This window comes from Micromonospora sp. NBC_01392 (genome assembly GCF_045040125.1).
Taxonomy (GTDB): Bacteria; Actinomycetota; Actinomycetes; order Mycobacteriales; family Micromonosporaceae; genus Micromonospora.
In genome coordinates this window covers 4,678,920-4,702,165 of the sequence record NZ_CP109549.1, presented here as the reverse complement: position 1 = coordinate 4,702,165, position 23,246 = coordinate 4,678,920, and the positions used below count along the sequence as shown (strand labels likewise).

Below are 23,246 nucleotides of genomic sequence, written 5' to 3'. Positions count from 1 at the left end.
GCCACCCGGCGGCGCCGCCCGGTCCCCGGGGCGGCGGCGTCGGGACGGCGGCCCGTCAGGCTCGCAGCCCGGCGATCACCTCGGCGACCGCCGGGGCGTGGGCCGGGGCGAGCAGATCCAGGTGGGAACCGGGCACCCGGTGCACGCGCACGCCGCCCCGGCACCGTTCCGACCAGATCTCCAGGCTCTCCTCGTCCACGCGGGGCTCCTGCGGGCGGACCAGCTCCAGTGAGCCGGGGTAGGACGGCAGCCGGTAGACGCGTTCCGCCTCGGCGTTGATGGGATAGATCTCCACGAGGCGGCGCAGCCGTTCGGCGCCGAAGCCGGGCGGCAGGACACCCCGGGCGGTCCCCTCGTCGAGGATGCGCGTGCACATCGCCTCGGGGGAGAGCCCGGCCAACTCGTCCGCCGGCAGGTCGAGGCCGAGATTGTGGTTGACCAGGGACCAGAGCAGCCGGGCGCGGGAGGCCGGTGGTTGCGCGCGGCGGGTCACGGCGGTGTCCAGCAGCACCACCGCGGCGGGTCGCTCGCCGTCGTCCGCCATCCGGCTCGCCATCTCGTACGCGACCAGCCCGCCGAACGAGTAGCCGACCAGGACGAGTTGCTCCGGGCGGTAGGTGCGGGCCAGTTCCGCGCGGTAGGCGGCGGCCATCTCGCCGATGGTGTGGTCCGGCTGCATCCGTGGGTCGAGGGCCCGCGCCTGCAACCCGAGGCAGGTGTGGCCGGGTGGCAGCGCGTCGGCGAGGTGCCTGTACCACAGGACGCTGCCGCCGAGCGGGTGCACACAGGCGACCACCGGACCGCCGGGGTCCCCGGGCCGGATCGGCACGACGGGGGTGGGCGTGTCCGTGAACCCGTCGCGCAGCAGCCGGGCCATCGCGGTGACGCTGCTGGCCCGCGCCATGACGGGCAGCGGCAGGGACACCCCGGTGCGTCGTCGGATCTCGGACAGGGTGCGCACCGCCTGGAGGGACGTGCCGCCGTGGGAGAAGTAGTCGTCGTCGACGCCGAGGGCGGGGTTGCGCAGGTGGTCGCGCCAGATGCGCAGCAGCACCAGTTCGATGGCGTCTCGTGGTCGGCCGTCCCGGACGGCCGTGGTCGTCTGTGTCATTCCGGTGTCCCCCGTTGGCGGTCGACTGGCGCGGACCGGAGGTCCGCGGCGTTGCTGGTGTCCGGACCCGCGACGTGGCCCGACGGGTCAGGAGGGGGCCGGCTCCGGGCGGGTGCGGCGGGCCCAGGCCACGACCGGGCCGCTGAGCGCGGCGCCGGCCAGCGGGATCAGGGCGAGGACCAGCCAACCGGCGGCGCCCAGACCGCCGGTCAGGCCGGTCACCAGGGCCGGGCCCGCCACCGCCGGGACCGCCTGGCCGAGCCGGAACACCCCGGCGTAGCGGGCCTGCGCGCGCTCCGGGGCGAGACCGAACTGCATCGTCCACCGCGCCGTCTCGCCGCCGAGTTCGGCGAAGGTCAGCAGGACCGCGACCAGCACCAGCACCGCGATCGCCGCCGCCGCCGGCAGTCGGCCGGTGAGCGCGGCCACCGGGCAGGCGGCGGCGAGCAGCAGGAACGCGAACCGCTGGAGGCGGGCGGCGGACGGAATGGTGTCGCCGGCCCGCGACACCCGGACCTGGAGCAGCACGACCAGCACCGTGTTGATGCCGGTCAGCCACGCCGCGAGCGGGCGGGGCGCGTCGGTGGCGGAGACGATCCAGAGGGGCAGCCCGACCAGCAGGATCGTCTCCCCGATCCGGGTGAGGCAGCTCACCTGCGCCACCAGCAGGTAGGGCAGGTCGGCGAGGGGCCGGACGCGCTCCCGGGCGCCGTCCGTCGGGGCGGGCCGCGGCCAGGCCGGCAGCAGCAGGTAGAGGCCGGCGACCGCGACCCAGCACGCGGCCACGGCCGCCAGCATGCCGAGGTACGCCGCCCGCGAGTCGACGGCGAGCACCAGGCCGGCGGCCAGCGTGCCGAGCGCGAAGCCGGCGTTGAACACGCTCCGCAGGTACGCCGAGACGCGCACCCGGTCGCTTCCGGTGACCGCGGCGGCGATCATGCCGTCGCGGCTGACGTCCCAGGACTGCTCGGCGACGGCGACCAGCGCGACCAGCGGCACGAAGAGCCAGAACCGGTCGGCCGCCAACAGCAGGAGCACGAACAGCGCCTGGAGCAGCACGAACACGACGGACATCCGGCGGGCGCCGTAGCGGTCCGCCAACCGGCCGGCCGGGACGCTCGCCGCGATGCCGGCGAGGGCGGCGGCGGAGAGACCGGCTCCCACCTGGCCGACGGTCAGGTCACCGGCGCGGAGGAAGTAGACCGGTGCTCCGGCCAGGTAGAGCCCGGCGCCGACACTGCCGGCCAACTGGGCGGCCGCGAGCCAGCGGGCGGGGCCGCTCACCGGGAGGAGGGCGCCGAGCGCGGCTCCCAGGCGCCCTCGCGGCACCCCGCCGCCTCCGGCGCCGGACAGAGTGGACTGCGGTGACGCCATGCCGTTCCCCCGTTTGAGCTGCGTGTTCCGCGTGCGAGATGGCGAATCCCGGCTCATTGATCTTTCTGTGCCCCGGGACGGGACACCTGAACACGCGCATTGACGCGAGCGATTCTAACAGCACTCCGCACCCGCGCCGCGGCACTGACCCGCGTGGATTGCTCGGTGCTGCGGTCGCGTGCTACGGTCCGGTGCGGGCCTCTCAATGGGAGGCCCACACTCGCGCAGGCGTCGTCAAAACGGGGGTTCTGACGTCTTGGAAAATGCATTTTCCCCTGCCCTCCTTGAGTTGTCCCGCGATGTTCTCGGCATTTCCGAGAATCGGTTTCCCGCTGATTCGAAGGAATCTTTCGCCGCCTTGGGCGGCACGTCGCTGCGGGCGATGCGGCTGGTCGCCCGGGCCGAGCGCGAGCTCGGCCTGCGGATCGACCTCGCCGACCTGTTGCGTCCCGGGCCGCTCGTCTCCGCGCTCGGCCGCAGCGGGCCGCTGGAGCGCGGTGGGCGGCGGGAGCGCCCGGCGGCGGACCGGCGTCCCCTGCTGCCCGCGCAGCACGCGATGCTGGTGCACGAGCAGCAGTGGCCGGGCGTCGGTTACCGCCTGTTGTTCAGCCTCCGCTGCCCCGGTCCGGCCCGCGCCCGCCACCTGCGGGACTGCCTGGACGCGTTGACCGCCCGCCACGAGACGCTGCGCACCGTGTTCGACGCCGACGCCGACGCCGACGCCGACCAGCCCGGGCGTCGCGTCCTGCGCCGGTGGCGCCCGGTGCTGCGGGAACAGGGGCACTACACCCCGGACGGCGACCCGGTCGCGGCCGCCCACGCCCACCTCGCCGAGCTGGCGTCCGGGCTGGACCCGTTCCGCCGACCGCCCGCCGAGTGGCTGCTGACCGAGCTGCCCGGCGGCGGGAGCCACGTCGTCTCGCTGCTGGCCCACCATGCCCTGCTCGACGGTTGGGCGGTCGGGCTCCTCCTGCGGGAACTGGCCGCGGCCTACCTCGGCGGCGCCGTGCCACCGGCCGAGCCGGGTGTCCCCCCTGACGTCCTGCTCGAACACGCCCGCCCCGCCGACGAGCTGCGCCGGCACCGTGCGGGTCAGTTGGCCGGGGCGCCACAGGTGGTGGAGTTACCCGGTCGGCCCGGCGCCACCGGTCGGCCGGGCCGCCCGGGCTCGCGGCTGACCTTCACGCTCGGACCCGGGGCCACCGCCGCGTGCGACGACCTGGCGCGCGACGCCGGCGTGACCCGCCCCGCGGTGCTGCTGGCCGCGTGGGCGCTGGTCACCGGCCGCCGGTGCGGGGTCGACGACCTGCTCGTCGGGGTGCCGGCCGCCGGGCGTCCGACCGCCGAGCTGGCCGAGGTGGTCGGCCTCGCGACCCGCGTCGTGCCGGTGCGCTGCCGGTGGGACGACGACGCGCCCGCGAGCGCGCTGGGCCCCGCCGTGGCCGACGCCCTCGCCGACGCGGTCGCCGCCGCCGAGCTGCCGTTCGAAGCGCTCGTGTCCGAGCTGGGCGCGGCCGGGGCGATCGACCGCAACCCGCTGGTCCAGATCGGGTTCGCCGCCCACGACGAGCTGATCCCCGCCGAGCTGCCGGGTCCCGCCGGGACGGCGACCGTTCACGAGGGTCACGACGGGGGTTCGGTCTTCGACGCGATGCTCTACCTCCAGGCCTGGGGGGAGCGCCCCCGGTTCGCGCTGGAGCACCGGCTGGCGGCGCTCTCCCCGGCCGGCGCGGCGGAGCTGGCCGAGGCGTTCGAGGCGACGCTGGTGGCGCTGGCGCAGGCCCGCGACCTGCCACTACGGACGGTCCGGGGGATGTCCGAGCGGCAGCGCGCCCGGCTCGACGAGTGGGGTCGCGGCCCGGACGCCGCCCCGGTCACCGGGCTGTGGCAGGCGTTCGCGGAGCAGGCCCACCGGCGACCCGGGGCGATCGCCGTGCGCGGCCCCGAGGGCAGCACCACGTACGCCGAGCTGCTCGACCTGGCCGAGCGGTTCTCCGCCGACCTCGCGGAGGCCGGGGTGACGGCCGGATCGACGGTGGTGGTGGCGACACCGCCCGCCACCGCCGAGGTGGTGGCCGTACTGGCGACGCTGCGGCTGGGGGCGGCGTACACCGGCCTCGACGCCGACGCCCCGGACGAGCGGGTGGCGGCGCAGCTGGCCCGGTGCCGCCCCGCCGCCGTCGTGGGTGATCCGCGGATCGCCCGGCTCGCCGGGGTCGGCCCGGCCCTCGGCGGGCCGTCCCGGCCCGCCGGCGCCGCCGTCCCTGCCGTGGCCGCGCCGGATCCGCAGCGGGTCGCCTACCTGGCGTTCACCTCCGGGTCGACGGGCGAGCCCAAGGCCGCCCGGATCACCCACGCCGCGGTGCTGCGCCTCGTGCACGACCCCGACGTGTTCCGGTCCGAGCCCGGGGACGGCTTCCTGCGGCTGGCGCCGCTGGCCTTCGACGCGTCCACGATGGAGCTGTTCGTCCCGTTGCTCACCGGCGGCCGGGTCGAGATCTTCCCGGGCCCGGTGCCGCACCCCGGTGAGCTGGCCCGTTTCCTCGCCGAGCGTGAGGTCACCGTCGCCTGGCTGACCGCCGGGCTGTTCCGGGTGCTCGCCGACTACGACCCGGCGGCGTTCGGCGGGCTCCGGCAACTGCTCGCCGGCGGCGACGTCGTGCCGGCCGGGCCGGTCGCGGCCGTGCTACGGGCCTGTCCGGGGCTGCGGGTCACCAACGGCTACGGCCCCACCGAGAACACCGTCTTCACCACCGTGCACCACGTCGACGACCCGTGCGAGCTGCCGGACGACGTCCCGATCGGGCGGCCCGTGTGCGGGACCGGCGTCCTCGTCGTCGACGACGACGGCGAGCTGCTGCCGCCCGGCGCGGTGGGCGAGTTGTGCGCCGTCGGCGCCGGGCTGGCCCTGGACTACCTGGACGACCCGCAGCGGACCGCGGAGGCGTTCCGGCTGCTCGGCGACGGCACCCGCTGCTACCGGACCGGCGACCTCGTACGCTGGGACGAGCAGGGCCGACTGCGTTTCCTGGGCCGCCGCGACCAGCAGGTCAAACTGGACGGCCACCGGGTCGAGCAGGACGAGGTGACCCACCGGCTGTCGGCGCACCCACGGGTGTCCGACGCGGCGGTCGTGGTCGCCGGCGACGCGGAGAACGGCCGCTTCCTGGTGGCGGCGCTGGTCGCCCCGCCGGAGGACGGTCTCGTCGAGGAGGTGCGCGCGTCGGTGTCGCGGAGCCTGCCGGCGTACGCGGTGCCGAAACGCTGGGTGCTGCTCGACGCGCTTCCCCTCACCGGCAACGGCAAGGTCGACGCCCGGGCGATCCTGCGCCGGGTCGAGGAGCAGGTGGCCCCGGCGCCGCACCGCGCCCCGACACCGCCCGGCGCACCGGCGGAGGACCTCGAGTCGCTGATCGCCGAGGTCTGGGCCACCGTGCTCGGCGACGACGACTTCGACTTCGACGAGCCGTTCTTCGAGGTGGGCGGCGACTCGTTGCAGTTGGCCAGGGTGCACCGGCTGCTGCGGGACAAACTGCCCGACCGGTCGATCGTCCTGCTGGACCTCTACCGCCACCCCACCGTGGACTCGCTCGCCGGGTGGCTGCGCGGCGCGGGCCCGGCGACCACGGCGGCGACGCGGTGAGCGCCGGACGCGGACCGATCGCCGTGGTGGGCGTCGCCGGCCGCTTTCCCGGCGTCGCGTCGCTCGACGAACTGTGGGACGCGTTGGTCGAGGGCCGGGAGCTGCTCACCCGGTTCACGCCGGAGCAGCTCGCCGCCGCCGGCGTCCCCGAACCGGAGCGCGACGACGAGGACTACGTGCCGGTGCGTGGTGTGCTCGACGGCATCGAGGACTTCGACGCCGCCTTCTTCGGCCTTCCACCCCGGGAGGCGATGATCACCGATCCCCAGCACCGACTGCTGCTGGAGTGCGCGTGGGAGGCGCTGGAGTACGCGGGCCACCCGCCCGGCCGGGAACCGGGCCGTATCGGCGTCTTCGTCGGCACCGGCGTCAACACCTACCTGACGAACCATCTGCTCGGGCGACCGGACCTGCTCGCCGAGCTGGGCGCGCTCCCGATGATCATCGGCAACGAGAAGGACCACGCGGCGACCCGGATCGCGTACCGTCTCGGCCTGCGCGGCGCGGCGATCGGCGTCCAGACGGCCTGCTCGACCTCGCTCGTCGCGGTGCACCTGGCCTGCGAGAGCCTGCACAGCGGGGACACCGACCTGGCCCTGGCCGGGGGCGCGACGGTCAGCACCCCGCAGCAGCGCGGCTACCGCTACGAACCGAACGGCATCGGCGCGCCGGACGGGCACTGCCGGGCCTTCTCCCGCGACGCCGCCGGCACGGTGGCCGGCAACGGCGCCGGGATCGTCGTGCTGCGACGCCTCGCCGACGCGCTGGCCGACGGCGATCCGATCCTGGGGCTGGTGCTCGGCTCCGCGGTCAACAACGACGGGGCCGCGAAGGTCGGCTACACCGCGCCCGCGGTCGCCGGTCAGGCCGAGGTGATCGGCATGGCCCTGGCCCGGGCCGGCCTCGACCCGGCGGACGTCGACGTGGTGGAGGCGCACGGCACGGGCACCGAGATGGGCGACGCCATCGAGGTCGCCGGCCTCGGCGTGGCGTTGGGGCCGGGCGGGCCGGCGGGCGGACGCCTGCTGGGGTCGGTGAAGCCGAACCTCGGCCACCTGGACGCCGCCGCCGGGATCACCGGGATGATCAAGATGCTGTTGGCCCTGCGCCACGGCGTCGTGCCGCCCACCGTGCACCACGACCGGCCCCACCCCGACATCCCGTTCGCCGACGCCGGCCTGCGCGTCAACCCGACGGCCGAGCCCTGGCCGGCGCGGGGCGGGCCACGCCGGGGCTGTGTCAGCTCGTTCGGCATCGGCGGCACCAACGCCCACGTGGTCCTCCAGGAGGCGCCCCCGACCCCGGGCACGTCCAGGTCCGCGCCGGCCGCCGACCTCGTCGTGCTGAGCGGGCGCACCCCGCAGGCGGTACGGGCGGCGGCGCGGCGGCTCGCCGACCACCTGACGACGGCACCCGGGCGGGAACTCGCCGACGTCGCGCACACCAGCCGCGTCGGCCGTACCGCCTGGCCGGTCCGGCGGGCGATCGTCGCCACCGACCGCGCCGACCTGCTGCGGCAGCTCGGCACCGATCCGGAGCCGGTCGTCGTGCCCCGCCGGGCGACGCTCACGTTCGCCTTCCCGGGGCAGGGCAGCCAGTTCCCCGGGATGGCCGCCGACCTCCACGCCCTTCTCCCCGGCGTCCGCGAGCGGCTCGACGCCGGGCTGGACGCACTGCCGGCGGGCACCGCCGATCCGGTCCGCGCCGCGCTCCTGGACCCGTACGCCGCCGACCGGGCGGCCCGTCCCTCGATCGCCCAGCCCGCCCTGTTCCTGGTGGAGTACGCGCTCGGCGCCCAACTCCTCGACTGGGGCCTGCGACCACAGCGGATGATCGGGCACAGCGTCGGCGAGTACGCCGCGTTCTGCCTGGCCGGCGGCCTGCGCCTGACCGACGCCCTGGTGCTGCTCGTGGAGCGCGGGCGGCTGGTGGAGCGCACCCCGCCCGGCCGGATGGCCGCCGTGCTGGCCGACCGGGACCGGGTGGCCGCGCTGCTGCCGCCGGACGTGCAGGTGGCCGCCGACAACGCTCCCGGCGTCACCGTCGTCTCCGGCTCGCCGGCCGGGGTGCGGGAGCTGACCGACAGGTGCGCCACCGCCGGCCTCCGGGTACGCCCGGTGCCCGCCGCGCACGGCTTCCACTCCAGCCTGCTCGACCCCGTCCTCGACGACTTCCGGGCGGTCGTCGGCGCGGTGCCGCACCACCCGGTCACCACCACCGTCCACTGCGGGCTGACCGGCCGGTCGGTGGTCGAGGGCGCGACCCGTCCGGCGGAGCACTGGGTGCGGCAGCTGCGCGAGCCGGTGCGGTTCCGGGAGGCCGCCGCCGAGCTGCTGACCACGCGCCACCCGGTCGTCCTCGAGGTAGGGCCGGGCCGGGCGCTGACCGCGCTGGTCCGGGCGGCGGGCGGCGGGCGGGTGCCGGTGGCGCCCACCATGCCGGCCGAGCCGGGCACCGCCGCGCTGCCGGTGCTGCTGCGGGCGCTCGGGACCGCCTGGACCGCCGGCGTCGAGCCGGACTGGGCCGCGTTCCGGCTCGACCCGGACGCCCGGCGGGTGCCGCTGCCGACGTACCCCTTCGAACGCGTCCGGCACTGGGTCGACCTCACCGAGCCGGCGGCGGGGGAGGCGGCGGCGGACACCGCGGCTCCGGAGCCGCCCGCCGAGCCGGACGAACCCGAGACGCCCGCCGCCACCGTGGAACGGGAGATCATCGCGGCGTGGCGGGACCTGCTCGGGGCGACCGACGTGGCACCCGACTCCGACTTCTTCGCGTTGGGTGGGGAGTCGCTGGTCGCCGTGCGGATGCTCAGCCGGCTGCGACAGCGGTGCGGCGTGCGCGTGCCGCTGCGCATCCTGGCGCAGGACCCCACCGTGCGCGGGCTGACCCGGGCGGCGCTCGACCGCCTGCCGGCCGGCGCGAACCAGTGACACAGGGAGAGACAGTGACCGCACCGGCGCCCACCCTGGAAGTCCTCGCGGACGGTCCGGGCGCACCGCTCGTCATCATCGACTTCATCCGCATCTCCGCCGGGGCCGGGCTCGGTGAGCTGCTGGCCTCGGCGCCCCGCGACCGGCCCGTGTACCGCGCCGACCCGGTCGAGACGCTCCTGGGCGGGCCCGGGTTCCGGGCCACCACCGACCTCGCCGAGGAGTACGCCGCGGCCGTGCGTCGGCTGCCCGTACGCCCGGCCCTGATCGTGGGATACTGCAGCGCCGCGCCGACGGCCATCCGCACCGCCGAGCGGACCGGCGTGCCGCTCGTCCTGGTGGAGCCCACCTGGCAGGACCGGGGCGCCGTGGAGCACGACTTCCGCGCCTTCCGCGCCACCCTGCGGGAGGGCGAGCCGGCCGCGGTGCCGCTCGACGCCGACCCGGCCCGGGCCCTCGCGGTGATCACGAGCACGCTGGACGACGACCTCGACGCGTTCGCCCGGGCGAACGACCTGCCGGACGACGAACGTCAGGACACCCGCGAACAACTCGTCGACAGGTACGTGGCCTGGCTGCACGTGCTGCTCTCGGCGTCCGCGGACCCGGTGCCGCCCCGGCCCGCCGACGTGGTGCTGGCCAGCCGGGACTACCCGGGCGAGCACCCCGGCGTCGAGACGCTCCGGCTCGACCTGTCCGCCGACGAGATGCCGACCGCGCCCGCCACCCGGGCCGCCCTGAGCGCGCTGGCCGAACCGACGGCAGTGGCCCGGTGACGGCGTTCCTGCCCGAGCTGGTGCTGGCGCAGGCCGCCCGGACACCCGGGGCGTGTGCCGTCGTGGACGAGCGTGAGTCGCTGACGTACGAGGAACTCGTCCAGCGGGCCGGCGTGGTGGCCGGGCTGCTCACCGCGGCGGGGGTGGAACCGGACGCCGTGGTGGCGGTCCACGCCGAACGCTCGGCCCGGTTCCCGGTGCTGCTGCTCGGGGTGCTGCTCAGCGGCGCCGCGTACCTTCCCCTGGAACCGGGCGACCCCGCGCCCCGCCTCGCCGGCATGCTGGACGACGCCGGTGTGGTCCTCGTGCTGACCGAACCCGAGCTGAAGGCCGCGGCCGAGGCCGTCGCCGGCAGCCGTCCCGTGCTGACGGTCTCGGCGACCGAGCTGCGCGCGGGCGTCCCGGCGCCGCCGGTGCCGCTCCGCTCGGACCTGGGGCTGGCCTACGTCCTGTTCACCTCCGGCTCCACCGGGCGTCCGAAGGCCGTCGCCGTGCCGCACCGCGGCATCGTCAACCGGCTGCGGTGGATGCAGGACGAGTACGCCCTGACCAGCGCCGACGCCGTCCTGCAGAAGACCCCCGCCACGTTCGACGTGTCGGTGTGGGAGCTGTTCTGGCCGCTCGCGCAGGGCGCCCGTCTGGTCATGGCCCGGCCCGGCGGGCAGCGCGACCCGGAATACCTGATGGCCGTCATGCGGCGGGAGCGGATCACCGTCGTCCACTTCGTACCGTCCATGCTGGAGTCGGTGCTCGACGAGCCCGGCTGGCACGGGTGCGACGCGTTGCGGCTGGTCGTCTGTAGTGGGGAGGCCCTCCCACCGGCTGCGGTGCGCCGGTTCCGGGCGCGGAGCCGGGCCCGGATCGACAACCTGTACGGGCCGACCGAGGCGTCGATCGACGTGACCTGGTGGCCGTGCCGCCCGGTGGAGGACGGTGCTTCGGTGCCGATCGGCCGGCCGATCGCGAACGTCGTGGTGCGGGTCCTCGACGCGGACGGGAACCTGGTGCCCGAGGGCGTGCCGGGGGAGCTTCACCTGGGTGGGGACCACGCCCTGGCCCGGGGATATCTCGGCCGGCCGGGTCTCACCGCGGAACGGTTCCCGGCGGACCCCTTCGGCGACGGCGCCCGGTTGTACCGGACCGGCGATCTCGTGCGTTGGCTGCCCGGCGGGATGCTGGAGTTCCTCGGTCGGCTCGATCACCAGATCAAGCTGCGCGGGCAGCGGATCGAGCCGGGCGAGATCGAGGAGACACTGCGTCGGCATCCGGCGGTGACCGGTGCCGTGGTCGTGCTGCGCCGGGACGAGGGACGCGCCGAACGTCTGGTCGGCTACGTGGTGGGGCCGCCGGACGGCCCCGGCGAGCGGGACCTGCGCGCCTATCTCGCCGAGCGGCTGCCCGCGTCGATGGTGCCGGCCCGGGTGGTGCGCCTGGACGCCCTCCCTCTCACCGCGAACGGCAAGCTGGATCGACGGGCCCTGCCGGAACCACCACGGCGCCGGCGTCCGTCAGCGCACGAACCCGATGTGGGCGGTGGCCATTAGCGAGCCGGGCTCGCAGAACGGCACCTGCTCGACGACCCGGCCCTCGTCCAGGTCCACGACGAAGAGCGTCGAGGCGCCGGTCATGAAGACGTACCGGCCACTGGGCTCGACCGCCAGGTAGAGCGGCGACTGGCTGTTTTTCGCGCAGATGAACGGCGGCTGGACCGGCTCGTGCGCGAACAGTTCCAGGTCGAACACCGTGGACATGTCGGTGGGGTCGAGGACGAACAGCCGGTTCGGGAAGCCGGTGACCGCGATCAGCTGTCGACCGTCGCGGTGGAACAGCTGCTGCGAGGTGATGCGCAGGAAGGTCGGCCCGGTGTGGGCCGCCTCCCGGACCGCCGCGCCGTCCTGGTACCGCCACCGCTCCAGCACGCCCGGCCCGTGCACGACGACGTTGTTCTGCCACTTCGAGATGTTGTTGCAGGAGACGTAGAAGACGTTCGGGTCGTCCAGGTCGACGTCGACGTGCGCCGAGCAGCTCGCGCCGGTGGTGTGCACCGAGGCGCGGGTCAGCTTCTCGTCCGCCACCACGAATCGGCCGGTGGGGAACTCGTTGGCCGCGTACCGCGCGACGTCGAAGCTGCCGCCGTCGGTGCCCCGCACCCGGCCGTCGGGACCGGGGCGCACCGACAGGTCCATGTCGACGCCGACCATGAACCCGTTCGGCGAGGCCTCCAGCTCGTGGATGGTGTCGCAGGCGAACTCGGGCAGGTCGCCCAGCCGGCTCGCCGCGCCGGTGCGCAGGTCGTAGCGCCAGGCGCTGCTGCGCAACGGCTGCTCCGGGTCCTGGTAGCGGCGCAGGCGGTCCTCGGTGTCGGTCATCGCGAACCCGATCACGCCCGGCTCGACCTCGCACTTGGTGGAGCTCTGCATCGCGGCGAAGTCCAGCTCGGTCGCCGGCGGCCACAGGTGCGAGCCGCCGTCGCGGCCGAGTCGGCGCAGGTAGGGCGCCTGCTTGAAGGAGACGACGACCTCGCCGTCCGCGGTCTGCACGAAGCTGTGCGGGTGCAGGAAGTACGAGAGCAGGTCCTCGAGCCGACCCAGCCCGTACGGCACCGGACCGTCGCCGAGCCGGTCCCGCAGCACCGCCAGTTGGCGGGCGCGCAGGTCACCGATGTCGATCGTGGTCTCCCGCACCGTGCGGGCGCCCAGGTCGACGAAGAGGTACCGCTCGCGTGTGCCGTCCGTGGACAACCCACAGACCAGCAGCGTCAGATCGCCGTAACCCGCCGACAACGGCAGGCTCAGGTCAACAGCCACAACAGCGCCTCCCGGAGGATGGTGATGCAGTTGGTGGTGAGGACGGACTCGACGTGGAACTGGAAGCTGGTGAAGCCCTCGGAGCGCAGCGCCACGACCCGGCCGTCGGGCTCCACCGCGATGGTCACCCCCGCGGGGGCCTCGGCCGGGGCGTCGGCGAAGAACGTGTTGTAGAAGCCGACCGGCTCGGCCCGCCCGAACAGGTCGACGGTCTCCTGCACGCCCTGCAGCGGCGGGTCCACCGGGTGCACGGTCATGCCGAGCAGACGGCAGAGGATCTGGTGGCCGAGGCAGACCGCGAGGAACGGCGTGCCGGCCGCCATCAGGTCGCCCACGATGCGGTGCAGTTGGGCGATCTTCGGGTCGTCGAGCTGGTTCGGGTCGCCGGGCCCGGGCCCGACCAGCACCAGGTCGTAACCGGTCAGGCCGATGCCGGACTCCCGGTAGTCGCGCATGGTGACCTTGAGCCCGAGGTGCTCCAGGATGTGCTTGAGCATCTCGGTGAACTGGTCCTCGTTGTCGACGATCAGCACCGAGCGGCCGATGAGTTCGGGCGCGGCGTACCGGTCGTCGAACTGCCTGTTGATCCAGAAGCGCGACAGGTAGCGGTTGCGGCTGTTGAGCACCTCCATGACCTTGTCGTCCACGAACCGGTCGAGGAAGGGGCCGGGCGGCGCCGCGGTGGTGATCGCCTTCAGCAGCCCCTCGGCCTTGGTGCGGACCTCGCGGCACTCCTTCGCGGGCACGGAGTCGCGCACCACGCTGGCGCCGCTGCGGATCACGGCGTGGCCGTCGGTGTCCACCGCCATCGTCCGGATCGTGATGGCGCTGTCCAGCCACTCCTGGCCGTCGTCCTCGAGACCACGGATCATCAGGGCCGACGAGTAGTACCCGCGGGACTCGGATTCGTGGCGGTGGATGACCCGGGCGGCGTTCTCCAGCGGGCTGCCGACCATGGTCGCCGCGAACATCGACTCGCGGAACGCGTCGAGCGGACTCATGGTGGCGGTGCCCTCGAGCACGTACTCGGTGTGGACGAGCGCGCTCATCTCCTTCAGGTACGGCCCGTGCACGACGCCGCCCTCGCCGCAGATCCGCGACATCATCTTGAGCTCCTCGTCGACGACCTGGAAGAGCTCGTTCACCTCCTTGCGGTCGGAGAGGAACTCGATGAGGTCGGCCCGCTTCTGCAGCGCCGCCCGCGGCAGCGTGCCGCAGATCGGGTTCATCGTGACCGTGCCACGACGGTAGGTCAGGTGCCGCTCGGGTGAGGACCCGATGAAGTAGCGCTCCCCGTCGAAGAAGCAGAACGTCAGGTACGCCCCGATCTCGTTGCGGGCGAGCCGGGCGAAGATCGTGTGCGCGACGTCGGGCCCGAAGTCGCCGATGGTCACGTCGCAGCGCCGCGAGATGAGGAAGTTGGAGCCCTCGCCGCGCTGGATCTCCTCCTTGATCACCCGGTCGATCCGGGCGGCGAACTCCTCGTCGCCGGGGGTGTGCACGGGGTCGGAGACCACCCGGACGTCGGCGTGCGCGTCGGCGAACGACTCCAGCTCGACCTCACGGAACTCGCTGGGCACCAGGGAGATCAGGGGCTCGTTGTCGTCGTGGCAGACGTAGCCGCGCTCGCGCAGCTGCGCGTAGGGCACCATGGTCAACACCGGGTGCGTGGCCGGGCGGGGCACCTCGGCGAGTGACCAGGACCGTACGGTCTCGCCGCGGGCGTAGTTGACCTTGCCCTCGGAATGAATGAGGCAATAAGGGCCGACAAAGTCAAGACTCACCGGAAGCCACCTTGCTGATCAGAAAGTGGTGTAGCACCAGGTAATCGATTTCCGTATCGAGGAAGCAGCTTAGCGCATCGGCCGGTGACCCGACGATTGGCTGCCCCGCGACGTTGAACGAAGTGTTGATCAGACACGGCACGCCGGTGACCTGCTCGAAGGCGTGCAGCAGGCCCGCCAGCAGCGGATTGTCCGCCTCGTCGACGGTCTGGGCGCGAGCCGTGCCGTCCACGTGCACGGCGCCCGGAACGAGCGTCCGGTATTCGGGCCGGACCGGGAAGACGAATGTCATGTAGGGGGAGGCCTTCTTCTTGCCCAATTCCAGGACGCGCGGCGCCGAGGCCGCGGGCAGCACCGGCGCGAACGGTCGGAACGGCTCCCGCCGCTTCACGCGGATGTTGATGACGTCCTGAATATCGGGAAACGCGGGGTTGGCCAGGATGCTGCGATTGCCGAGGGCGCGCGGGCCGTACTCCACGGCGCCCTGGAACCAGCCGATCACCACCGGGTCGACGAGCAGCTTGGCCACCTCGGCGAACAGTTCGTCCTCGGCCAGCTCACGCCACTCGACCCGGTCGCCCACCGCGGCGAGGGCCGTGCGGACGTCGTCGTCGGTGTACCTCGGCCCCAGGTAGGGGACGGGCGACGGGCGCACCGGACGACCCAGCTCCCGCGACGCGTACACCGCCGCGCCGATCGTCACGCCGGGGTCGCTGGCGCCGAAGCTGACCGAGGCGTCCTCGAACCGGGAGCCCTCCAGCAGCTTGGTGTTGTTCACGCAGTTCAGCGCCAGGCCGCCCTCGATGATCAGATGCCGCGCGGAGGTCCGCCGTTCGAGCGCCGCCACCTGGTGTCGGGTGACCACCTCGACCGTGTCCTGGACCGCGCGGGCCACCCGGCACCGGAAGTCCCAGTCGGTGCGGTCGCCCGCACACTCGAAGATCTGATCGAAGAAGGGGTAGTACGCCTGGGTGTCCAGCAGCGGGTTGCCGACCCGCAGCCGGTAGCCGCCGGTGTCCTCCAGCGTGACCACCTCGCGCAGCAGCGGATTGTCCGCGCCGAGCGGCGGATGGAAGCCGCTGAGCCCCATGACCTTGTACTCGTCGTTGTTCGGCACGAAGCCGAGATAGCGGGTGACCTTGCTGTAGAGCAGCGCCAGACTGTTGGCGATGTCGACGGTGGCGTCCGCCAGGATCGTCACCTCGCCGTCCCGGATCTCTCCCATGATCGACGAGTAGCGCTCCGCGCGCCCGTCGCTGACCAGGAACGCGGCGTCCCGCCAGCCGGCCGTGTGGTAGCCGCACGACAGGTGGGCGAGGTGGTGCGGGACGAGCCGGAGCCGGTCGGGCGGGATGGTGAAGCCGGTCCGCGCGGCGAAGTCCGCCCTGATCGCCTCCGGCGTCAGCAGCGTCGTGCGCAGCTCCTCCAGCCGGGCCAGGCGGTCGGCCCGCTCCTGCTCGGCGGCGGCCGACCGGAGGATCCCGGCCCGCTCGGTCGCCCAGACCTCCGCGGTGAAACTCCACGGGAAGGCGAAGCGGTCCACGTCGGCCAGCTCGACGCCGGCCTCCCGCAGGGCCCAGCGCAGCGCGTTGACCGGCAGGTCCGACGTCTTCTTGACCCGGCTGAGCCGCTCCTCCTCCACGGCGGCGACCAGCTCGCCGTCGACCACCACGGCGACGGCCGCGTCGTGCCCCAGCACCCGGTACCGGTCCAGGCCCGAGCGCCGGTACAGGCGACCGAACAGCTCCGCGGACCGTGTGAAACCGTTGAACCCGACGACGATCATGCCAACTCACCCCGCTATCGCAGATACCGCAGCTTGAGTTCCAACTCCGCCAGCTCCTGTGCGACCTCCGAGCCGGCCACCACGCCGCCGCCGCAGCGCAGCAGGACGTCCGGCCCGTCCTGCTCGGCGCAGGTGACGATCGTGTTGGAGGTCAACGCGTCGCCGGCCGCGTCGTAGAGCCCCACCGCGCCGGCGAAGAACCCACGCGGCTCGCCCTCGATCTCGGCCAGCACCTCCTGGGCGCGCAGCTTGGGCGCGCCGACCACGACCCCGCGCGGGAAACTGGCCAGCAGGACCCGGCCGAGCCCGCGCGCCGGGTCGTACCGGCCGGAGACGTCGCTGGCCAGATACGTGGTGGGTCCGATCACCAACGGATCGCACAACCGGTCGACCACCACGGTTCCGGGCTCGCAGTACGAGCCGAGGTCGTTGCGTTCGAGGTCGACGAGCATGATGTGCTCGGCGAAGTACTTCGGGTCGCCGCGCAGCAGCGCGCCCCGATCCTGTCGCTCCCGGTCGGTCCGCGCGGCCGGCTGGGTGCCGGCGAAGACCCGGCTGCTCACCCGGCCGTCGCGCGCCAGCACGTGCGGCAGGGAACAGTTGCCGAACACCCGGGTCCCGGCCAGGTCGAACCAGTAGGAGTAGTCGGCCGTCGCGTACCGGGCGGCCACGTCGGCGTAGTAGCGCGGCAGCGAGGTGCGGGGGCGTACCCGGACCGGCACCGAGAGGACGACCTGGTAGACGTCGCCGGCCAGCAGGTGGTCGCGGGCCCGGGCGAGCTGCCCCGCGTACCGGACCGGGTCGATGTCGACGACGACCTCGGTCAGCGGCGCGGTGAGCGGCGGCGCGGTCCGGGCGGTGGTCCGGGCGCAGGCCGCCACCACGTCCGCCCGGTCCTGCGCGGCGCAGCTCAGGGTGCCGGTGGCCGGGTCGTGGACCACCGCGCGCCGCAGCGGCCCGGCGAAGCCGAGCAGCCGCCCGGGGGCCGTGGCCGGTGGCGGACCGCCCGGGATGCCGGCCTCGGCCCGCAGCCGCAGCGACAGGTCGTAGGAGAACGCGAACGCGACGTCGGGGCCCGGACCACGCCTCGCCTCGGCCAGCAGTTGGTCGAGCAGGGCGGCGACGTCGCCGTCGAAGCGTTCGCCGTCCCGCTCGATCCCGTCGGCCGTGACCCGCCACACGTCCGACAGCGACGCGAACAGGGTGCGCCGCTCCCGCCCGGGCAGGCGATAGCAGAACAGCGATCCGAACCGCTCCGTCAGCGGCTCGACGAGATCGTGCGGGTCGCCGGCGAAGGAGACGCGGGCGGTCGTGGCGGTGGACGTGGGCGCCGACATCGACGCCCTAGAGCGTGAAGTTGAAGGCGTTGCTGCCGGCGCCGGTGAGCTGCCCGACGCCGCGCCGGACCGCCTCGCTGACGCCGCTGGAGTAGAACAACCGGGTGTAGCGGTCGCTGAGGTCGGCATAGTCCTCCGTGTACGCGATCCGCCCGTCCTCCACCGTGACGATGCCCAGCGCGGCGAGCGCGTCGAAGACCGGCCGGAACTGCCGAAGCGGCTCGGAGCCCGCCGGATAGAACGAGTTGAACCGCGCGACGTCCAGCTCGCGGTGCTTCATCGCCAGCACCAGGTGCCGGCGCAGTGACTCGTCCTCCGAGAGCGGGAAGGCCTTCTCCACCGCCGACCCGCCCGCCTGGATCCGGCGCATGTACTCGCGGAAGGTGAACGCGTTGCCGTACGTGTAGCCGTGCGAGTGGCTGTAGGAGCTGGCGCCGAGCCCGAGGACGTAGCCGTTGTTGCCCCAGTGGTTGTCCTGGTAGTGGAAGATCCAGTTGTCGCGCGGGAAGAGGTTGCGGGAGTACTGCCAGTAGCCGTTCGCCGTCATCCGGCGCTTGGCGTACCGGAACAGGGCGAGGCTGCGCCGGAAGAGCTTGGCGTGGTCCTCCTCGCGCAGCGTGGTGTCGTTGATCGCGCCCTTGCGCACCGAGAGCGTGAAGAGGGTGATCTGGGTGGGCATCGGCTCCAGCGCGGTGACCGCGTCCATGGTCCGCTGCATGTTGTCGAACGCCTCGCGCTCGATGCCGGCGATGAGATCGATGTTGACGTTGGGCACCCCGCTGTCGGCCATGTGGTAATAGGTGCGCACCACACTGGACGGGGTGTCGGCGCGGCGCGACTTGCGCAGGATCTCCGGGTCGAGCGACTGCACCCCCATGGAGAGCCGGTTCGTCCCGTTGGCCGCCATGGTCGCGATGCGGTCCTCGGTGGCCGAGTCCGGCGAGCACTCGTAGGTGATCTCGCGGCACTCGGACAGGTCGAAGCGTCGGATGACCCGCTCGAAGAGGAAGTCGATCTGCTCGGGGTTGAGCCGGCTGGGCGTGCCGCCCCCGATGAACACCGTCTCGATCTTCTTGGTCCGCATCATCGGCAGGTACTGCAGCGCCTCCTTCTCGAGGCAGTGCAGGTAGTCCCAGATGACCTGGGTGTCGTTCTGCACGACCGCCACGCTGTAGTAGCAGAAGCTGCACTTCTGGCGGCAGAACGGAATGTGGATGTAGAGGTTGTGCGAGAACGTGTCGCTGCCGGCCCAGAGCGTGTCCGGGTCCGAGGCGGTGGCGTCCCGCGGCTCCCAGAGGGAGATCGGCGGATAGGTGAACACCAGCCCCGGGATGTGTTCGGCGGCCTCGATGAGCTGGTCGACGACCTCCGACCGGCCGGCGTCTGTCAGATCGAAGATGAATTCCTCAGCCACGGTCGCTCCTCGAACCTGTCAGGGACAGGAAGTTCTCGATGATCAGTTGCCCGGCCGGCGTGCCGATCGACTCCGGATGGAACTGGACGCCGTACACCGGCTGCCTGGCGTGCTCGACGGCCATCACGCACTCGTCGTCGTCGGCGCTGGCGACGAGCCTCAGGTCGGCCGGCAGGGTGGCCGGGGCGATCGCCAGGCTGTGGTAACGCATGGCGGGGAAGCCACTGGGCACCCCGGCGAAGAGCCGGCTGGTTCGGCGCAGCCGGATCGTTGACACGTGGCCGTGCCGCACGGTCGCGAGTCGCGTGGTGCGCGCCCCGTAGAACCGGCCGATGGCCTGGTGCCCGAGACAGACGCCCAGCACCGGGATCCGACCGGTGTAGTGGGCGAGGGCGGCGAGACAGACGCCGTAGGAACCGGGATTCTCGACGGAGCCCGGACCGGGCGACAGCACCAGATGGGTGGGGTGCCGCGCGGCGATCTCGGTGAGCTCCGCGGTGTTGCGCAGGACCGTCGGTCGCGCGCCGGCGACCGCCAGGTACTGCACCAGGTTGTAGGTGAACGAGTCGAAGTTGTCCAGCACGACGACGCGGGGGCTCATGCCGGTTCCCGCCGTACGGCCCGGCCCTCGATCTCGAAGCGCAGTTCCGGGCGGCAGACGTCCACGGTGTTCAACAGGTGCGGCAGGGTGAGGCCGGCGTCCGAGCAGTGTGCCTCGAAGGCGCTCCGCGCCTCCGCGTCCTTGCAGTAGACGTAGCAGCTCACCAGGTCCGCGGGGGACAGGTCGGCGCCGGCCAGCAGGTCGGTGAAGCTGGCCATCGCGTAGTCCACGGCGGCCCGCACGTCGTGCTGCGGCAGGGAGACGCCCTGCTTGTCGATGCTGGAGATCCCGGAGACGTGCACCACCTGGCAACCGTTGCGACGCGACCGGTTGGCGCGCACGAAGCGGGGACCGTAGTCGTAGGGCGCGCACTGCAGGTCGGTGCCGAACGGCGTCGCCGCCGCCACGCCGTCCCGCGCGACCGCCTCGGCCATCACGGCCACCGCCTGGCCGGGGGGCAGCCCGGCGCCGATGCCGGTGCTCGCCGGGTAGGTGGTGAGTTTCCACCTGTCGAACGTGGCGTCCCGGGCCTTGTTCAGGTCGCCGTAGGTCTCCTCGATGTCGGCGAGGAAATACCAGGTCCGGTCGATGTGGTCGGGAGCCATGCCGGCCCGCGACAGCACCGCCTCCAGTCCGCGCAGCGCCGCCAGCGCCTGCTCGAAGGTGGACCCGTCGCGACCGGGCGCGGCGACGTGCACCAGCCGTCGGACCTCGGCCCCGTCCTCGTGGGTGCGGACCAGGCGCGTGCCGGCGTCGAGCGCGACCACCTCCACCTCCGCACCGGGCAGCGGAACGATCGCGGTGACCTCGATGCCGGGCCGGCCGGTGGCCGGGTACTGGGGGCCGGCGGTCAGGGCCCGCAGCGACCGTTCGCCCTCGGGCGCCAGCTCGGCGGCACCGAAGACCACGACGCGCAGGCACTCGGCGCCCGGCTCCCTGGTGATGTGTTCGACGGCGGCGTCGACCTCGGCCTGCGTGATGACATCCCGGGCCGCCGGCTGGTAGGCCTGCACCTCGTCGTACCGGATTCCGCGGACACGTCGAATGACGATGACGCCCTCCCCCGTGGTGACTGTCGCGTTCGGCGGCAGGGCTGGCCGCCAGAACGAGTAATCTGGCTCTGCGAAACCGTGGGGAACGTCGTCGTGTCCCACTCCGGTCAACGCCGCGACGGCTCGCCCATCCTGACACGCGACGGCAGCGGCGTCCACCCGATAGTCGGGCGGCAGTTAGTCGTTGATCTATGCAACGGCGGTTTCGCCAGTTCAGCACGCTCGAAGTCGTGGCCCGGGAAGGTCCGCCAGCGTGATCGGCAAACCCCAACCGGTGAGCCAAAAAGCCGCAGAAATGGATGAAACACCCTCCGCGCGGGGGCGCGGGTCGGAGGGTGGTTTGACATCATGGACGCGGAGCGCGCGGCGGGGGCTCCGTGGAAAGTGTACGGAGAAAGGGTTCTCTGACCATGTGGGAAACGGCCGGGTCGGCTTTCCAGGAAATGTTCTGCAGAATGTACGGCGTTGCCGATCCGGCGGTGCCGCTGCGCAAGATAATTCACTGGTGGGCCGTCACCGCCGATGTCGGAATGCAGGACGACGACTGCAATCTCGGCACGGCTTTCGTGCCGGCCGGACACTTCTACGAGATGCACATCCCGGCGCCCGGTGACGAACGTCGGCGGACCGATCGGGAGCGCGCCCGGCAGGCCGGCGCGGACTGGTTGCTGTACCCGCAGATCCGCACCACCGACGACACCACGGCGCTCGCCCGCGACGGCTTCCTCGATCTGCCCTGGTTCATGGAGGCCCAGTACCGGGTGCGCGCCGGCGTCGACGACGACCTGCGGGCCCAACTGGGCAACTCCCGCTACCGGGACCTGCGCCGGCTGGTGCGCCGCGCGGCCGCCGAGTACGACCACCGCGTCCTCGACGGCGCCGGGGCGGCGGCCGACCCCGCGGCGCTCAAGGACTTCGACCGGCTGCACGCGCTCAACCTGGCGAAGTACGGACACCGCTTCAACCACCTGTCGTCCACCGCCCTCGAACTGGTCCTGGACTCGCCGCTGCGCGACCGCATGCGGCTCTTCCTGCGGCAGTCACGGGCCGACGGCGCGACCGTCCAGGCCGTGCTCTGCTTCCTCGACCCGACCGGCACCGAGCTGACCATCCTCGCCCAGGGCATCGATCCCGCCCTGGTGACGCCCGGTCAGAACGTCTACCGCGCGGCGTTCTACGAGATCTTCCGGTGGGGCGAGGGCCAGGGCATCGGCGTCTTCAGCCTCGGTCGCGGCAACGAGGTCAAGAAGCTCGACGTCGGCGCGAACACGTACCACCTGCTGGCCAACCACATCCGCGGGGTGTCCGGCGCCGATCCGGCCGGGTTCGCGCCGATGCGCGCCAAGCTGCGCGACTTCTTCGACCGGGTGATCGGCGAACTCGAGTCCACCGGCGGTGACCGGGTGACCGTGCGGCGATGACGGACCTGGTCGAGGAGAGCAGCTCCGCCACCGGGCGGCGCCGGCTGCCGCGTGCCTTCTGGGTGCTCTGGGCGGGCAGCCTGGTGAACCGGCTCGGCTACCTGATCCAACCGTTCCTCGCGCTGTACCTGTCGGGTCAGTGGCGTCTCTCGCCCGGCACGGTCGGCCTGGTGCTGGCGAGCTTCGGCGCCGGGGCCGTGGTGTCCCAGCCGCTCGGTGGCTGGCTGGCGGACCGCTGGGGCGGGCGGCGCACGCTCGTCGCCGGCCTGCTGGCCACCGCGGTGACGGCGATGCTGATCCCCTGGGCCGGCACTGTGCCCGTGCTGGTCGGCGCCGTGGTGCTCTACGGCCTCACCGTGGACCTCTACCGGCCGGCCCTCGCCGCGCTCGTCGTCGCCACGGTCCCCGGTGAGCACCGGGCGCGCGCCTTCGGCCTGATCTTCTGGGCGGTCAACCTGGGCAGCGCGGTGGCCGGGCTGGCCGGCGGCCTGATGGCGGCGCGCGGCTTCGTGCTGCTGTTCGCCGTCGACGCCGCGAGCTGCGTGATCTTCGCGCTGGTCGCGGCGCGACTCCTGCCGCCCGACCGGCGGCCCGCCCACGACGGTGGCCGGGGCGGCCCGGCGAGCCCGGGCTCCGACGCCCTGTTGTGGGCGGTGACCGGCACCTTCCTGGTGTTCGCGGTGCTGCTCGTGCAGGCGTACGTGACGATGCCGCTGACCATGCTCGACCAGGGGCTGCCGCCCACGGCGTACGGGCTGGTCATCGCGGTGAACCCGATCGTGATCCTGGTGCTCCAGCCGCTGCTCGCCGGACGGCTGGCCGACTGGCCGCGGTCGACCGTCTACGCCGGCAGCCTCGCCGTCACGGGACTGGGCTTCGGGCTGCTGGCCGCCGCGCGGACCGTGCCCGTCTACGCGTTGGCGGTGCTGATCTGGACGATCGGGGAGATCGGCGTGGCCACGGTCGGGCCGACCCTGGTGACCGAGCTCGCCCCGCCGGGGTCGGAGGGGCGCTACAGCGGTCTGTTCGGCATGGCGTACGGCGCTTCCAGCCTGGTCGGGCCGCTCACCGGCACCACGGTGCTGGCGGCGGCCGGGCCGACGACGCTCTGGGTGGCCTGCGCCGTGGCCGGCCTCGCGGCGGCTGCCGCGGCCTTCGCGCTGCGCGGCGCGATGGCCCGGCGGACAGCCCTCGCCCGGCCCGGGTGAGC

General features: G+C 73.3%; 15 protein-coding genes. 6 read left to right on the top strand and 9 right to left on the bottom strand.

Features of this window, described 5'->3' with window-relative positions; all coding sequences use genetic code 11:
• Positions 1–55: 55 nt before the first annotated feature.
• Both OG767_RS20495 and OG767_RS20490 read right to left on the bottom strand, forming a co-directional pair.
• Positions 56–1,111 carry an alpha/beta fold hydrolase gene (locus tag OG767_RS20495; RefSeq protein WP_405090042.1) on the bottom strand — a complete coding sequence of 352 codons (1,056 nt, stop codon included), beginning with the start codon at positions 1,109–1,111 and terminating at the stop codon, positions 56–58.
• 87 nt (positions 1,112–1,198) lie between these two features.
• Positions 1,199–2,395 carry an MFS transporter gene (locus tag OG767_RS20490; RefSeq protein WP_405090041.1) on the bottom strand — a complete coding sequence of 399 codons (1,197 nt, stop codon included), beginning with the start codon at positions 2,393–2,395 and terminating at the stop codon, positions 1,199–1,201.
• Positions 2,396–2,690: 295 nt separating this feature from the next.
• On the opposite strand from OG767_RS20490, the gene OG767_RS20485 reads away from it, so the two are divergent.
• From OG767_RS20485 to OG767_RS20470, 4 genes are read left to right on the top strand one after another with little or no spacing between them, the layout of a single operon-like run.
• On the top strand, positions 2,691–6,128 hold the full coding sequence (locus OG767_RS20485) for an amino acid adenylation domain-containing protein (protein WP_405090040.1): 3,438 nt from the start codon (positions 2,691–2,693) through the stop codon (positions 6,126–6,128).
• Entirely contained in the window at positions 6,083–9,058 is a 2,976-nt protein-coding gene (locus OG767_RS20480; RefSeq protein WP_405090039.1) for a type I polyketide synthase, read from the top strand. The genes OG767_RS20485 and OG767_RS20480 overlap by 46 nt, the downstream gene beginning before the upstream one ends.
• Before the next feature lie 14 nt (positions 9,059–9,072).
• Complete coding sequence (locus OG767_RS20475) at positions 9,073–9,834, top strand: hypothetical protein (RefSeq protein WP_405090038.1); 762 nt, start codon at positions 9,073–9,075, stop codon at positions 9,832–9,834.
• The gene (locus OG767_RS20470; RefSeq protein WP_405090037.1) at positions 9,831–11,378 is read left to right on the top strand and encodes an amino acid adenylation domain-containing protein; all 1,548 of its coding nucleotides are present in this window, start codon (positions 9,831–9,833) and stop codon (positions 11,376–11,378) included. Before OG767_RS20475 ends, OG767_RS20470 begins: the two co-directional genes overlap by 4 nt.
• Here OG767_RS20470 and OG767_RS20465 read toward each other — a convergent pair.
• Genes OG767_RS20465 through OG767_RS20435 form a run of 7 tightly spaced genes read right to left on the bottom strand, consistent with a single transcriptional unit; the run spans position 11,343 to position 20,576 of the window.
• Complete coding sequence (locus OG767_RS20465; RefSeq protein ID WP_405090036.1) at positions 11,343–12,641, bottom strand: hypothetical protein; 1,299 nt, start codon at positions 12,639–12,641, stop codon at positions 11,343–11,345. The genes OG767_RS20470 and OG767_RS20465 overlap by 36 nt on opposite strands.
• On the bottom strand, positions 12,626–14,425 hold the full coding sequence (locus OG767_RS20460; RefSeq protein ID WP_405090035.1) for an anthranilate synthase family protein: 1,800 nt from the start codon (positions 14,423–14,425) through the stop codon (positions 12,626–12,628). Before OG767_RS20460 ends, OG767_RS20465 begins: the two co-directional genes overlap by 16 nt.
• Positions 14,415–16,211, bottom strand: coding sequence for a carbamoyltransferase (locus tag OG767_RS20455; RefSeq protein ID WP_405090034.1), 1,797 nt, complete (start codon positions 16,209–16,211; stop codon positions 14,415–14,417). Before OG767_RS20455 ends, OG767_RS20460 begins: the two co-directional genes overlap by 11 nt.
• Positions 16,212–16,225: 14 nt before the next feature.
• Positions 16,226–17,548: a chorismate-binding protein gene (locus OG767_RS20450; RefSeq protein ID WP_405090033.1), complete on the bottom strand. Its 1,323-nt coding sequence runs from the start codon at positions 17,546–17,548 to the stop codon at positions 16,226–16,228.
• 7 nt (positions 17,549–17,555) lie between these two features.
• Positions 17,556–18,962, bottom strand: a complete 1,407-nt coding sequence (locus OG767_RS20445) for a coproporphyrinogen-III oxidase family protein (RefSeq protein ID WP_405090032.1) — start codon at positions 18,960–18,962, stop codon at positions 17,556–17,558.
• The gene (locus tag OG767_RS20440) at positions 18,955–19,563 is read right to left on the bottom strand and encodes an anthranilate synthase component II (protein WP_405090031.1); all 609 of its coding nucleotides are present in this window, start codon (positions 19,561–19,563) and stop codon (positions 18,955–18,957) included. The genes OG767_RS20445 and OG767_RS20440 overlap by 8 nt, the downstream gene beginning before the upstream one ends.
• Positions 19,560–20,576, bottom strand: coding sequence for a hypothetical protein (locus tag OG767_RS20435; RefSeq protein WP_405090030.1), 1,017 nt, complete (start codon positions 20,574–20,576; stop codon positions 19,560–19,562). Before OG767_RS20435 ends, OG767_RS20440 begins: the two co-directional genes overlap by 4 nt.
• 494 nt (positions 20,577–21,070) lie before the next feature.
• On the opposite strand from OG767_RS20435, the gene OG767_RS20430 reads away from it, so the two are divergent.
• Complete coding sequence (locus tag OG767_RS20430) at positions 21,071–22,036, top strand: GNAT family N-acetyltransferase (RefSeq protein ID WP_405090029.1); 966 nt, start codon at positions 21,071–21,073, stop codon at positions 22,034–22,036.
• Complete coding sequence (locus OG767_RS20425; protein WP_405090027.1) at positions 22,033–23,244, top strand: MDR family MFS transporter; 1,212 nt, start codon at positions 22,033–22,035, stop codon at positions 23,242–23,244. The genes OG767_RS20430 and OG767_RS20425 overlap by 4 nt, the downstream gene beginning before the upstream one ends.
• Positions 23,245–23,246 lie beyond the last annotated feature (2 nt).

Coding starts and splice junctions, on each gene's coding strand:
- OG767_RS20495 (WP_405090042.1), bottom strand. CDS start 1,111: ATGACACAGACGACCACGGCCGTCCGGGACGGCCGACCACGAGACGCC.
- OG767_RS20485 (WP_405090040.1), top strand. CDS start 2,691: ATGGGAGGCCCACACTCGCGCAGGCGTCGTCAAAACGGGGGTTCTGAC.
- OG767_RS20455 (WP_405090034.1), bottom strand. CDS start 16,211: ATGATCGTCGTCGGGTTCAACGGTTTCACACGGTCCGCGGAGCTGTTC.
- OG767_RS20450 (WP_405090033.1), bottom strand. CDS start 17,548: ATGTCGGCGCCCACGTCCACCGCCACGACCGCCCGCGTCTCCTTCGCC.
- OG767_RS20440 (WP_405090031.1), bottom strand. CDS start 19,563: ATGAGCCCCCGCGTCGTCGTGCTGGACAACTTCGACTCGTTCACCTAC.
- OG767_RS20430 (WP_405090029.1), top strand. CDS start 21,071: ATGTACGGCGTTGCCGATCCGGCGGTGCCGCTGCGCAAGATAATTCAC.
- OG767_RS20425 (WP_405090027.1), top strand. CDS start 22,033: ATGACGGACCTGGTCGAGGAGAGCAGCTCCGCCACCGGGCGGCGCCGG.